This is a genomic window from Phycicoccus sp. Soil803 (assembly GCF_001429685.1).
Classification (GTDB): domain Bacteria; phylum Actinomycetota; class Actinomycetes; order Actinomycetales; family Dermatophilaceae; genus Pedococcus.
Genome location: NZ_LMST01000001.1, coordinates 113,826 through 126,123, shown reverse-complemented (window position 1 = coordinate 126,123; position 12,298 = coordinate 113,826). Strand labels below are relative to the sequence as shown.

Here is a 12,298-nt window from a genome sequence, read left to right as displayed (position 1 = left end):
AGGGGCACCTTCCGCGCGGTGCGGAAGGTGCCCCTCTCGTATGCCGTGAGGAGGCTGGGTCAGCGCTCTTCGGTGCCGGCGATGAAGGCTTCGAGCTTGGTGCGGCCCTCGGTGTCCTCACGCTGCACCGGCGGGGACTTCATGAGGTAGGACGAGGCGCTGATCAGCGCGCCGCCGATGCCGCGGTCCTTGGCGATCTTCGCCGCACGGATGGCGTCGATGATGATGCCGGCGGAGTTGGGGGAGTCCCAGACCTCGAGCTTGTACTCGAGGTTCAGCGGCACGTCACCGAACGCGCGACCCTCGAGGCGGACGTAGGCCCACTTGCGGTCGTCGAGCCACGCGACGTAGTCGGACGGGCCGATGTGGACGTTGCGGCTGTCGGTCAGACCCGCGAGGGCGCCGGTCAGGTTGGACGTGACGGCCTGGGTCTTGGAGACCTTCTTGGACTCGAGACGCTCGCGCTCGAGCATGTTCTTGAAGTCCATGTTGCCGCCGACGTTGAGCTGGTAGGTGCGGTCCAGGGTGACGCCGCGGTCCTCGAACAGCTTGGCCATCACGCGGTGCGTGATGGTCGCGCCGACCTGCGACTTGATGTCGTCACCGATGACCGGCACACCAGCCGCCTCGAACTTCGCGGCCCACTCGGGGTCGGAGGCGATGAAGACGGGCAGGGCGTTGACGAAGGCCACGCCGGCGTCGATCGCGCACTGCGCGTAGAACTTGTCGGCCACCTCGGAACCCACCGGGAGGTAGGAGACCAGCACGTCGGCCTTGGTGTCCTTGAGGACCTGGACGATGTCCACGGGCTCGGCGTCGGACTGCTCGATGGTCTGGGCGTAGTACTTGCCGATGCCGTCGTAGGTGTGGCCGCGCTGGACGGTGATCCCGGTCGGGGGCACGTCGGCGATCTTGATGGTGTTGTTCTCGGAGTTGCCGATCGCCTCGGCCAGGTCGAAGCCGACCTTCTTGGCGTCCACGTCGAAGGCGGCGACGAACTCGACGTCACTCACGTGGTACTCACCGAACTGGACGTGCATGAGCCCGGGGACGTTGCCGGCCGGGTCGGCGTCCTTGTAGTACTCGACACCCTGGACCAGCGAGCTGGCGCAGTTGCCGACGCCAACGATGGCGACGCGAACGGATCCCATGGGAAGACTCCTCAGTTGTTGGGGGTAATGGGGGTGGAGGTGGTGCTGGAGGTGGTGCTGGAGGTGGCCGAGGACGGGATGTTCCGCTCGGCGGTGATCAGCTCGTTGAGCCAGCGGACCTCGCGCTCGGCGGAGTCCAGGCCGTGCCGCTCGAGGGCGGCGGTGTAGGTGTCGAAGCGCTCGCGGTTCTTGGCCGAGCTGGTGCGGATGGTGTCCAGCCGCTCCTCGAGCCGGCTGCGGCGTCCCTCGAGGATGCGGAGTCGGACCTCGGCCTCGGTGCGGGCGAAGAAGGCGAAGTGGACGTCGAAGGTGTCGTCCTCCCAGGCCGTCGGCCCGGCTTCCTTGAGCAGCTCCTGGAAGTGCTCCTTGCCGTCCGCGGTGAGCTCGTAGACGATGCGGGCACGCTTGGAGCCGGCCGTGGCCGCGGCGTGCTGGGTGCCGCTCGCCTCGGAGATGAGGCCCTGGTCGAGCAGGCCGCGCAGGCAGGGGTAGAGCGTGCCGTAGGACAGCGCGCGGAAGGCGCCGAGCGCGGCGTTGAGCCGCTTGCGCAGCTCGTACCCGTGCATGGGGCTCTCGTGCAGCAGTCCGAGGACCGCGAACTCGAGCAGTTCGGAGCGACGGCTCATGACTGGCTGCACCTCCCTTGCGTAGCTGGCCCACGGACCACGTCCGTGCAGGTCATCGAGTGGTCGACGACGAGGGTCAGCGTACACCAGATATATCGAGCCGATATATCTCGGGATTCGTGACCTTTCGCCCCCGGGGTTCGTTGACGCGGGGTCGGGCGAATGCACGATTCTCAAGGTCGCCAGTCATACTGAGCGTCAGTTGACGGTGCGGAACCGTGGCCAGAGGGCCGGGACCGTGCCTGTTGTATGCCGATCGGGAAGGTCAGATGAGCACCTCACGTCCGAAGACGCGCGCCCAGGCGAAGGCGGCGCAGCGCGCCGCCAAGGGCGGTGCCGGCACCGGCTCCGGCGCCCGGCGCGGCTCGACCAGCGGGGCCGGCAGGGGCAACGGAGGCAAGGGTGGCGGCGCCACGACCAGCCGGAAGAAGCGCTGGGCCAAGGGGCTCGGCATCGCCGCGCTGGTGGGCTTCCTGCTGGCGGTCATCGCGTTCTTCGTCGCCTACTCCCTCGTCGACACCCCGAAGCCGAACGACCTGGCCAACGCGCAGGCGTCGATCATCTACTACGCCGACGGCAAGACCGAGATGGACCGGATCAGCGAGGTCAACCGCGAGTCGGTCAAGCTGGCGCAGGTCCCCAAGCCGGTGCAGGAGGCCCACCTCGCCGCCGAGGACCGCAACTTCTACGAGAACTCCGGCATCAGCCCGACCGGCATCGCGCGCGCCGTGTGGGTCGGCCTGAAGGGCGGGGCGACCCAGGGTGGGTCGACGATCACCCAGCAGTACGTCAAGAACTACTTCCTCACCCAGGACCAGACGCTGACCCGGAAGGGTCGCGAGATCATCATCTCGATCAAGATCGCCAAGCAGGAGTCCAAGGACCAGATCCTCGAGAACTACCTCAACACCATCTACTACGGCCGCGGCGCCTACGGCATCCAGACCGCCTCGAAGGCGTACTTCAACAAGGACGTCTCCAAGCTCACGCCGTCGGAGGGCGCCTTCCTCGCCTCGGTCATCCGTGGCCCGTCGTTCTACGACCCGGCCCTGGGTGGGGAGCAGAAGGCCAACGCCGAGGCGCGATGGACCTACGTCATGGACGGCATGGTGACCGAGGGCTGGCTGACGCCGGAGCAGCGCGCCGCCGCCAAGTTCCCGACCCTGCAGAAGCCGCGCAAGACCACCGGTGCGTCCGGCCCGACCGGCTACCTGGTCGACCTGGTCAAGAAGGAGCTCAAGAGCAAGCTCAAGATGACCGACGCCGACATCGACAAGGGCGGGTACAAGGTCGTCACGACGATCGACCGGAACGCCCAGGCCGCGGCGGTCAAGGCCGTGAACGACCGGATGCCCACCGGCAAGGGCACCGGCTCCCTGCACGTCGGCCTGACCAGCATCAAGCCCGGCGACGGGGCGATCGTCGCCCTCTACGGCGGCCAGGACTACCTCAAGGAGCAGTTCAACACCGCCACCGACGCCAAGATGCAGGCCGGCTCGACGTTCAAGGTGTTCGCGCTCCTGGCCGGGCTGGCGCAGGACAAGCCGATCAGCACCAAGACCATGTTCAACGGCGCGACCCCGCAGTACTTCAAGGAGTTCGAGGACAGCGCGGGCGACGAGAACGCCCGACGGGGCCGGGTCACCAACTTCGGTGGCGAGAACTTCGGCCGGATCGACCTGCGCACCGCGACGGCCCACTCGGTCAACACCGTCTACGCCCAGCTCAACATCAAGGTCGGGCCGAAGAACACCAAGGCCGCCGCGGTCGCCGCGGGGCTGCCCGAGAAGGGTCTCGGCACCAACTACGCCAACGTGCTCGGCACCGACAGCGTGACCGTCCGTGACATGGCCAACGCCTACGCGACCATCGCCGCGAACGGCGTGCGGGTCACGCCCTACCTGATCAAGACGGTCAAGGGCGGTCCCGGCGACCTCGACTACAAGGTGAAGGTGACCAGGAAGGCGGCCTTCGACAAGGGGGTCACCGCCGACACCATCGACGCGATGGAGGGTGTGGTCAAGAGCGGCACCGGGCAGTACGCCCAGGCGCTGGGTCGTCCGGTGGCCGGCAAGACCGGCACGACGAGCAACAACAAGGCCGCCTGGTTCAACGGGTTCACCCCGCAGCTGGCCACGACCGTCGGCATGTACCGGACCGGCAAGGGCGGCACCGAGCTGTCGATGACCAACATCGGCGGCTACTCCGAGATCACCGGTGGCACGGTGCCGGTCCGGATCTGGACCGACTACATGCAGGCCGCCCTGAAGGGCAGCAAGGTGCTCGACTTCCCGCAGCGTGAGGGCCTCGGCGACGACCAGGTCTACACGCCGCCCCCGCCGCCGCCGAGCACCACGACGACCACCACGACCACCACCACGACGACGACCACGACAACGCCGCCCACGACGCCGCCGACCACCACGAAGACGAAGCCGACCAAGACGACCGGGCCACCGACGATCACCTTGGGCGGGGCACCACCCACGACCTCCACGACCCAGTGAGCCGTCGAGGGGATCTGCTGCCGAGGGGCTCGCTGGCTGTCGCCGGCGGGCCGCTCGGCCGTCACGTCTCGGCCCGGGCGGTGTCCTGGGTCGCGGCCGTCGTGCCGCTGCTCGTCGCGACGGCGGCCACCATGGCGCTGTCGGTGGCGGAGCGGACGCACTGCATCCAGAAGGGCTGGGTCGGCTCCGACCAGTTCTGGCACGCCTGCTTCTCCGACCTCCCGGCGCTCTACCAGCTGGGCAACCTCGACAACGGCCTGGCTGCCTACGTCGGCGGCGAGGGCGCCCGCGCCGACCACCCGGTGCTCACCGGTGCGGTGATGGCCTGGGTCGGCGGACTGGTGCCGGACGGCGCCTTCCTCGACCAGACCCGCTGGTACTTCGCCCTCTGGGCCCTGCTCGGCACCGCGCTCGCGGTCGCCGTCGTCTACCTCACCGCCGCGTCGCGTCCCCTGCACGTCACCGACGCCGCCCACGTGGCGTTCAGCCCGGTGCTGCTCCTCACCGCGATGCTGTCGCCCGATCTCTTCGGGGTGGCCCTGGCCAGCGCCGGCATCTGGGCCTGGAGCCGTCGTCGGCCGGTCGCGGCCGGGGTGCTGCTCGGTCTCGGGGTGATGGCGCGCACCTACCCGCTGCTGATCCTGCTGGCGCTGGTGGTGCTCGGACTCCGCAGCGGCCGGCTCGAGGCAGTGCGCCGGACCCTCGGTGCGGCTGCCGGTGCGTGCGCCGTGGTGCTGCTGCCCTTCCTCGTCGGGCTGAACACGATGGCCATCCTGCGCTCCACCCAGGTCTGGTGGGACAGCGCCGCGGGGCTGGGCTCGCCGTGGATGATCCCCCAGCTGCTCAGCCACCCGCTCCCGACCGGGGCGACCACCCTGCTCGCCGTGGTGGGCCTGCTGGTCGCCTGCGCGGTGGGCGCGGTGTTCGCGCTCAGCACCCCGCGACGACCCACCCTGGCCGAGGTCGCCTTCGTGCTGGTGGCCCTGGCGCTGCTCACCGGCAAGGCCTTCCCGGTGCAGGCCTCACTGTGGCTGCTGCCCTTGCTCGCGTTGTGCGGGGTGCGGTGGCGCGACCACCTGGTCTGGGCCGGCGCGGAGGCGCTGCACTTCGTCGCCGTGTGGCTCTACGTGGGCGGGCTCTCCACGCCCGACCGTGGCCTCCCGCCCGGCTGGTATGCCGTGTTCCTCGTCAGCCGCGTCGTCGCCGTCGCCTACCTCGTGTGGCGGGTCTGGCACACCGCCGCGGCTCGTGAACCCCTCCCCGACCCCGATGGTTCGGACGATGCACCGGACCAGGACCCGGTGGATCTTCCGGACGACGAGGAGCTGGACGAGGAGCCGGACGAGCTGGCCGGTGACTTCGCCGGTGCTCCCGACCGGCTGCTGGTGCGGCTCGCCTGAGCCTGTGGAGGAGGATTCGGTGATGTCCTCGCGGGCCGGTACGCTTTGTCAGGTTCTCCCGCAGCACGCCTCGACGGTGTGTCCACGGAGATCGCACTGCAACCCTCCTGTCACGGAGAGACCGTGACCGCCATAGACCAAAGGAGGCGGGTTATCAGCATGCGTCAGTACGAACTCATGGTCATCCTCGACCCCGAGCTCGACGACCGGACCGTCGCGCCGTCGCTCGACAAGTTCCTCACCGTCGTCACCAAGGACAAGGGCACCGTCGACAACATCGACATCTGGGGCCGCCGTCGCTTGGCGTTCGAGATCAAGAAGAAGGCCGAGGGCATCTACGCCGTCGTCAACTTCACCGCAGAGCCGGCCACGGCCAAGGAGCTGGACCGCCAGCTCGGCCTGAACGAGTCGGTCATGCGCACCAAGCTCCTGCGCCCCGGCGCCTGAGCTGCACTGATCTAGATCTGTTCTGCACCACAGCACCACCTGACCTGACCCAAACGAACAGGGGACACGCTCCATGGCTGGCGACACCGTCATCACCGTCATCGGCAACATCACCGGCGACCCCGAGCTGCGCTTCACCCCCTCGGGTGCTGCCGTCGCGAACTTCACCGTGGCCTCCACGCCGCGACAGTTCGACCGGCAGTCCAACGAGTGGAAGGACGGGGAGACCCTGTTCATGCGCTGCTCGGTGTGGCGGGACGCGGCGGAGAACGTCGCCGAGTCGCTCCAGCGGGGCACTCGCGTGATCGTCTCCGGTCGGCTGAAGTCTCGCTCGTACGACACCAAAGAGGGCGAGAAGCGCACCGTCATGGAGATGGAGGTCGACGAGGTCGGCCCCTCGCTCCGCTACGCCACGGCGAAGGTCAACAAGACCCAGCGGGGCACCGGCGGCGGCGGAGGCTTCTCCGGCGGTGGCGGCCAGCAGGGTGGCGGTCAGGGTGGCCAGCAGGAGGACCCCTGGGCCACCGGCCCGTCGTCCGCTCCTGCGTCGGCTCCCCAGACCGGTGGCCAGCAGGGTGGCGGCTGGGGCGGCGGCGCGCCGTCCTACGACGAGCCGCCGTTCTAAGGTCCAGATCACTCGGTATGCCGAGTGGCCCCGCCCGCGCGTGAGCGCGGCTGCAGGTTCGTCCTATTTGGGTGAGGAACCTGCACGGGGGAGCACCCGGCATACCCACTGTTTGAAAACTCGAAACACACCATCCCTGGGAGACCAGGGCTCATCCGCTGAGTCACTCGGCAGAAGGAGAGCACCACGATGGCCAAGCCCGTTGTGCGCAAGCCCAAGAAGAAGGCCAACCCGCTGAAGGCGGCGAAGGTCGAGAACATCGACTACAAGGACACTGCGCTGCTGCGCAAGTTCATCTCCGACCGCGGCAAGATCCGCGCGCGTCGGGTGACCGGTGTGTCCGTCCAGGAGCAGCGGCTCATCGCCACCGCGGTCAAGAACGCCCGCGAGATGGCGCTGCTGCCCTACTCGAGCTCGTCTCGTTGAGTCGGGAAGGACTGAGAAAATGAAGGTCATTCTGACCCACGAGGTCTCCAGCCTCGGCACCGCCGGTGACGTCGTCGACGTCAAGGACGGCTACGCCCGCAACTTCCTGTTCCGCCGTGGCCTGGCCACCGCGTGGACCAAGGGCGGGCAGAAGCAGGTCGACTCGATCAACAAGGGCCGTGAGGTCCGCGCGATCAACTCCCTCGAGGAGGCCAAGTCGATCAAGGGCAACCTCGAGAACAAGGCCGTCAAGGTCGCGGCCCACGCAGGCGCCTCCGGCCGCCTGTTCGGTGCCGTCTCCACCGCCGACATCGCAGCCGCGGTGAAGGCGGCCGGTGGCCCGGAGCTCGACAAGCGCAAGATCGAGATCACGACCCCGATCAAGTCGGTCGGCAGCCACGAGGCGCTGATCCGCCTGCACCCCGAGGTGCAGGCCAAGGTGACGCTCGACGTCGTCGCCGGCTGAGACGTTGGTCTGAGACCGACGTAACCATTCGGTCTGGATTGGCCCGGTTCGCCCCTCGGGGTGGACCGGGCCTGTTCTATCCTGCGGCGCAGCCGCCGAGCGACCGCGTGCGGCGAAGTCAGTCCGCACTGGGGGATCCACGTCATGAGCAACAACCCGTTCGAGCAGGTACCGCAGCCCGGCCAGCAGGGCCAGCCCGGCTTGTTCGGCCAGCCCGGCCAGCAGGGCCAGCCCGGCTTGTTCGGCCAGCCCGGCGAGCCCAGCCTGTTTGCCCGGCCCGCCCAGCCGACCCAGGCCGACCCGTTCGCCGCACCGGCGCCGTCGGTCCAGGTGGACCCGTTCGCCCAGCCCGGTGCCGAGCCGGTGGCGACGGGCCGGCCCGGCCGGGGCCGGACGGTGGCCCTGGTCGGCGGGATCCTCGCGATCGTCGCGGTGGGTGCAGGTGGCGCGCTCGCGTTCCAGCAGGTCGGCGGCGGGGGTGCCCAGCCCGAGTCGGCGCTGCCGGCGACCACGATCGCCTTTGCCAAGATCGACCTCGACCCCTCGGCGGGCCAGAAGATCGACGGCATCCGCTTCATCCGCAAGTTCCCCGACACCCGTGACGAGGTGAAGGAGGACTCCGACCTGCGCAAGGTCATCGTCACGCGGCTCCAGGCCGAGGGCCAGCTCAAGGGCGTGGACTACGCCAAGGACGTCGAGCCGTGGCTGGGCCAGCGGATCGGTGTCGGGCTCGTGCCGGGCGCCAAGGCCGACGACGAGCCGACCGTCGTCGTCGCGCTCGCCGTGACCGACGCCGACGAGGCCAGGGCCAGCCTGCCCACGATCGCCAAGGACAACGCGGCCGAGTGCCAGCTGGTCGAGGAGTTCGCGCTCTGCACCGACGGCACGGGGAAGGCCGCCGGGGTGGCTGCTGCCGCGGCGAAGGGCACGCTCGCCGACTCCGCCAACTTCCGCCAGGACATGGCCGACCTCGGCGAGGACGGCGTCGTCGCCGCCTGGTTCGACGCAGAGCAGGTGGCCAAGGCCACCAGGTCCCTCGACGTCAGCGGCATGATCCCCGGCTTCACCGGTGGACCGGCCACCTCGCAGACCGGCCGGGTCGCGCTGGCCCTGCGGTTCGACGGGCCGCACCTCGAGCTCGCGGGCCACACCAACGGAGCCAGCGTGAGGTTCGCCGGGTCGAAGGAGGGCACCGGTCTGGCTGACCTGCCTGACACCACCCTCGCCGCGATCAGCGTCGCCAACGCCGGCGAGCAGCTCAAGGCCGGCTGGCCGGCGATGGAGAAGGCGATCACCGAGTCCATGGGCAAGCAGGAGTTCAAGGGCGGTGTCGCCGAGCTCGAGAGCGAGCTGGGCATCGCCGTCCCCGACGACCTGTATGCCGCGCTGGGCAGCCAGTTCTCGCTGGTGTTCGGGGGCATGGGCGAGGACCACAGCGAGCTGCGCGTCGCCGCCGTCACGGACGGCGACCGGGACGTGCTCCAGAAGATCTCCGACGCGGGTCAGGGCCTGGGCTCCGGTGCGCTGACGCTCAAGTCCGATGGCGGCACGACCGTCGTGTCGCTGTCCGAGAACTACGCCGACGAGCTCGGGACGGAGCACGGGCTGGGGGACACCGACCGGTTCAAGGACGCGGTCAAGGGAGCCGACTCGGCCCGGGTCGCCGGCTTCGTCGACATCGCGGGCCTGCTGACCGAGTTCAAGGACGAGGTCGGCGCCGACGAGGCGAAGAACCTCGCCGGGCTCTCCGCCCTGGGCTTCACGGTGACCGGCGAGGGCAACAGCGCCGACTTCAGCCTGCGCCTGACGACTCAGTAGGTCGAGAGGGGCTCAGCGCTCGTCGACCATGACCTCGATCGTGTAGGTCGAGGCGCGGTAGCAGTGGTCGCCGTACTCGACCGGGTGGCCCACCTCGTCGAACGCGCTGCGAGTCATGGTGAGTACCGGCTCGTTGCCCCGCATCCGCAGGTGGCGACGCTCGCTGGGGCTGGGCGGCCTGGCCCCGATCCGTTGCCGCGCCACGACCGGGCGCACGCCACGGCGGCGCAGCACGGCATACAGGCCCTCGGCCTCGAGGTCCTCCTTGGTGACGTCGAGGTGCGACGGCGGTAGCCAGTTGCGCAGCACCGCCAGCGGTTCGGTGTCGGACAGGCGCAACCGCACGATGGCGAGCAGCTCGCTGTCGGGGGCCAGGTCGAGGGCACCGGCCACCCGCTCGTCCTGCACCACGTCGAGCGAGAGCACCGTGGTCGTGGGGTGGGCGCCGGCCCTGGTCAGGTCGTCGTAGAGGCTGGTGAGCTCGGCCCGCCGGTGCACCGTGCGGTTGGCGACGGTGGTGCCGACGCCGCGGCGTCGCACGAGCAGGCCGCGGGCGGCGAGCTCGGCGATGGCGCGGCGCACCGTGGGGCGGGAGAGGCCGAGCCGCAGCCCCATCGCGATCTCGTTCTCGAAGGCGTCACCGGGGTGCAGGGCCCCGTCGTCGATGGCGGCCGCGAGCTGCTCGGCGAGCTGGTGGTAGAGCGGCACGGGGGAGGACCGGTCGATCCGGATGTCGAGCTGGGTGGCCACGCAGGCACTCTAGCCGGTGCGGCTCACAGACATGAGAATCTCATGACGTCAGAATGTCCTTACAAATGGTTGACACGACTCCCGCCCCGACGGCACGCTGTCGTCGAGTGCCCCGGTGCCTCCCCCTGCCCTGCGACCGTGAACGGACCCTGCACATGCGTATCGGACTCGCCGGCGTCGGCCGGATCGGCGCCTTCCACGCCGACACCCTCCGCAGCCTCGACGCCGTCGACCAGCTCGTCGTGGCCGATGTCGACGCGGCGCGCGCCCAGCAGGTCGCGGCCGACCGTGGACTGGAGTGGGCGGCCACCACCGACGAGCTGCTCGACTCGGGCCTCGACGCCCTGGTCATCGCCACCGCGACGCCCGGCCACGCCCCGCTCCTGCGGGCCGGGGTCGCCAAGGGCATCGCGACGTTCTGCGAGAAGCCGGTCGCCTCGACCCTCGACGAGACGATCGAGCTGACCCGACTGGTGGAAGAGGCCGGTGTGCCCGTCCACGTCGGGTTCCAGCGGCGCTTCGACCAGGGCTACCGTCGGGCCCGCGACGTCGTGGCGTCGGGCGAGCTGGGCTTCGTGCACACCGTGGTGGCCCACACCCGCGACAGCGCGCCGCCGCCCGCCGCCTACGTGCCCACCAGCGGCGGCATCTTCCGCGACTGCAACGTGCACGACTTCGACATCATCCGGTTCGTCACCGGGCGCGAGGTCGTCTCGGTCTACGCGACCGGATCCAACCAGGGCGCGCGCTTCTTCGCCGACGCGGGCGACGTCGACACCGGCGCCGCCCTCCTCACCCTCGACAACGGCACGCTGGCCCAGGTCTCCTCGACCCGCTACAACGGGGCCGGCCACGACGTCCGGATGGAGGTGCTCGGTGAGCGCGGGGCCGTCGCCGTCGGTCTGGACGACTCGCTGGCCCTCCGGTCCCTGGAGGACGGTGTCGACTTCCCGCGTGGACCGGTCACGATGACGTTCATGGAGCGCTTCCTGCCCGCCTACCGGGCCGAGCTGACTGCGTTCTTCGACGTCGCGTCCCGGCGCACGCCCAGCCCGTGCACCCTCGATGACGCGCTCCAGGCGTTCCGGGTCGCGGAGGCCTGCGAGATCTCGCGCGCCGAGCGCCGCGTCGTCGACCTCACCGAGATCAAGGGGGCCTGACCGTGGCCGGCATCCCGTCCGAGGCCCTGGCCGACCGCATCGCGGGGGCGCCCATCTCGTGGGGCGTCTGCGAGGTGCCCGGCTGGGGCCACCAGCTGCCGCCTGAGGTGGTCCTCGCCCAGATGTCCGAGCTCGGCCTGGCCGCCACCGAGTTCGGTCCCGACGGGTTCTTGCCCGACTCGGCCGAGGACAAGGTCGCCACGCTGCGCAGCCACGGGCTCGCCGCGGTCGGTCAGTTCGTGCCGCTCGTCCTGCACGACCCGGGCCACGACCCCTTGCCCGAGCTCGAGCTTGCCATGGTCGACCTCACGGCAGCCGCTGCCTCCACCGTGGTCCTCGCAGCTGCGACGGGCGCGGAGGGCTACGACGACCGCCCGCAGCTCGACGACCAGGGCTGGGCGACCCTGCTGGCGAACCTCGACCGGTTGGCTGCTGCGGCCGCCGCCCACGGCCTCACCGCCACCCTGCACCCGCACGTCGGCACGATGGTCGAGACCGGCGAGGAGACCGACCGGGTCCTCGCGGGCAGCCGGATCGGGCTCTGCCTCGACACCGGCCACCTGCTCATCGGTGGCGGTGACCCGGTGCGCGTCGCCCGCGAGCACCCCGACCGGATCGCGCACACCCACCTCAAGGACGTCCGGCTCGACCTCGCCCGCCGGGTGCAGGCCGGCGAGACGACCTACACCGACGCCGTCGCCGCGGGCATGTACGTCCCCCTCGGTCAGGGTGACGTCGACATCGCCGCCATCGTGGGCGCGCTCGAGGACAGTGGGTATGCCGGGTGGTACGTCCTCGAGCAGGACACCATCCTCCCGGGCGTCCCCGAGGGAGACGGTCCGGTGGCCGACGTCGAGGCGAGCTACTTCTACCTGCTGGGCCTGGCCGCCCAGCACTCCGGTGTGGGGATCTGACGTGACCG

The 12,298-nt window shown here is 70.0% G+C and carries 12 protein-coding genes; 9 read left to right on the top strand and 3 right to left on the bottom strand.

Annotated features, from left to right (window positions below):
* Positions 1-59 precede the first annotated feature (59 nt).
* Both ASG95_RS00560 and ASG95_RS00555 read right to left on the bottom strand, forming a co-directional pair.
* Complete coding sequence (locus ASG95_RS00560) at positions 60-1,151, bottom strand: inositol-3-phosphate synthase (RefSeq protein ID WP_057376171.1); 1,092 nt, start codon at positions 1,149-1,151, stop codon at positions 60-62.
* Between the two features lie 11 nt (positions 1,152-1,162).
* Entirely contained in the window at positions 1,163-1,777 is a 615-nt protein-coding gene (locus tag ASG95_RS00555) for a PadR family transcriptional regulator (RefSeq protein ID WP_057376170.1), read from the bottom strand.
* A 269-nt stretch (positions 1,778-2,046) separates the two neighbouring features.
* Between ASG95_RS00555 and ASG95_RS00550 the strand changes: the two genes are divergently transcribed.
* The 7 genes from ASG95_RS00550 (at position 2,047) to ASG95_RS00520 (ending at position 9,466) form a co-directional block, all read left to right on the top strand.
* Complete coding sequence (locus ASG95_RS00550; protein WP_057376169.1) at positions 2,047-4,284, top strand: transglycosylase domain-containing protein; 2,238 nt, start codon at positions 2,047-2,049, stop codon at positions 4,282-4,284.
* Positions 4,281-5,684, top strand: a complete 1,404-nt coding sequence (locus tag ASG95_RS00545) for a glycosyltransferase 87 family protein (protein WP_057376168.1) — start codon at positions 4,281-4,283, stop codon at positions 5,682-5,684. The genes ASG95_RS00550 and ASG95_RS00545 overlap by 4 nt, the downstream gene beginning before the upstream one ends.
* Before the next feature lie 159 nt (positions 5,685-5,843).
* A complete protein-coding gene (rpsF, locus tag ASG95_RS00540) occupies positions 5,844-6,131 on the top strand; it encodes a 30S ribosomal protein S6 (RefSeq protein ID WP_056921396.1) in 288 nt (95 codons plus the stop codon).
* Positions 6,132-6,204: 73 nt separating this feature from the next.
* Positions 6,205-6,756 carry a single-stranded DNA-binding protein gene (locus ASG95_RS00535; protein WP_056921397.1) on the top strand — a complete coding sequence of 184 codons (552 nt, stop codon included), beginning with the start codon at positions 6,205-6,207 and terminating at the stop codon, positions 6,754-6,756.
* 189 nt (positions 6,757-6,945) lie between these two features.
* Entirely contained in the window at positions 6,946-7,182 is a 237-nt protein-coding gene (gene rpsR / locus ASG95_RS00530; RefSeq protein WP_056884210.1) for a 30S ribosomal protein S18, read from the top strand.
* Between the two features lie 19 nt (positions 7,183-7,201).
* Positions 7,202-7,648 carry a 50S ribosomal protein L9 gene (gene rplI / locus ASG95_RS00525; RefSeq protein ID WP_056921398.1) on the top strand — a complete coding sequence of 149 codons (447 nt, stop codon included), beginning with the start codon at positions 7,202-7,204 and terminating at the stop codon, positions 7,646-7,648.
* Positions 7,649-7,792: 144 nt separating this feature from the next.
* Positions 7,793-9,466: a DUF3352 domain-containing protein gene (locus ASG95_RS00520; RefSeq protein ID WP_057376167.1), complete on the top strand. Its 1,674-nt coding sequence runs from the start codon at positions 7,793-7,795 to the stop codon at positions 9,464-9,466.
* A gap of 12 nt (positions 9,467-9,478) precedes the next feature.
* On the opposite strand, the gene ASG95_RS00515 is transcribed toward ASG95_RS00520, so the two are convergent.
* Positions 9,479-10,216 carry a GntR family transcriptional regulator gene (locus ASG95_RS00515; RefSeq protein WP_057376166.1) on the bottom strand — a complete coding sequence of 246 codons (738 nt, stop codon included), beginning with the start codon at positions 10,214-10,216 and terminating at the stop codon, positions 9,479-9,481.
* A gap of 155 nt (positions 10,217-10,371) precedes the next feature.
* On the opposite strand from ASG95_RS00515, the gene ASG95_RS00510 reads away from it, so the two are divergent.
* Both ASG95_RS00510 and ASG95_RS00505 read left to right on the top strand, forming a co-directional pair.
* Positions 10,372-11,376: a Gfo/Idh/MocA family oxidoreductase gene (locus ASG95_RS00510; RefSeq protein WP_057376165.1), complete on the top strand. Its 1,005-nt coding sequence runs from the start codon at positions 10,372-10,374 to the stop codon at positions 11,374-11,376.
* A gap of 2 nt (positions 11,377-11,378) precedes the next feature.
* Complete coding sequence (locus ASG95_RS00505) at positions 11,379-12,290, top strand: sugar phosphate isomerase/epimerase (protein WP_235543196.1); 912 nt, start codon at positions 11,379-11,381, stop codon at positions 12,288-12,290.
* Positions 12,291-12,298: the final 8 nt, after the last annotated feature.

What these genes read in the sequence shown, in the direction of transcription:
- rpsR (WP_056884210.1), top strand. Translation starts at nt 6,946, where the DNA reads ATGGCCAAGCCCGTTGTGCGCAAGCCCAAGAAGAAGGCCAACCCGCTG.
- rpsF (WP_056921396.1), top strand. Translation starts at nt 5,844, where the DNA reads ATGCGTCAGTACGAACTCATGGTCATCCTCGACCCCGAGCTCGACGAC.
- ASG95_RS00535 (WP_056921397.1), top strand. Translation starts at nt 6,205, where the DNA reads ATGGCTGGCGACACCGTCATCACCGTCATCGGCAACATCACCGGCGAC.
- ASG95_RS00560 (WP_057376171.1), bottom strand. Translation starts at nt 1,151, where the DNA reads ATGGGATCCGTTCGCGTCGCCATCGTTGGCGTCGGCAACTGCGCCAGC.
- ASG95_RS00510 (WP_057376165.1), top strand. Translation starts at nt 10,372, where the DNA reads ATGCGTATCGGACTCGCCGGCGTCGGCCGGATCGGCGCCTTCCACGCC.
- ASG95_RS00550 (WP_057376169.1), top strand. Translation starts at nt 2,047, where the DNA reads ATGAGCACCTCACGTCCGAAGACGCGCGCCCAGGCGAAGGCGGCGCAG.
- ASG95_RS00555 (WP_057376170.1), bottom strand. Translation starts at nt 1,777, where the DNA reads ATGAGCCGTCGCTCCGAACTGCTCGAGTTCGCGGTCCTCGGACTGCTG.
- ASG95_RS00520 (WP_057376167.1), top strand. Translation starts at nt 7,793, where the DNA reads ATGAGCAACAACCCGTTCGAGCAGGTACCGCAGCCCGGCCAGCAGGGC.
- rplI (WP_056921398.1), top strand. Translation starts at nt 7,202, where the DNA reads ATGAAGGTCATTCTGACCCACGAGGTCTCCAGCCTCGGCACCGCCGGT.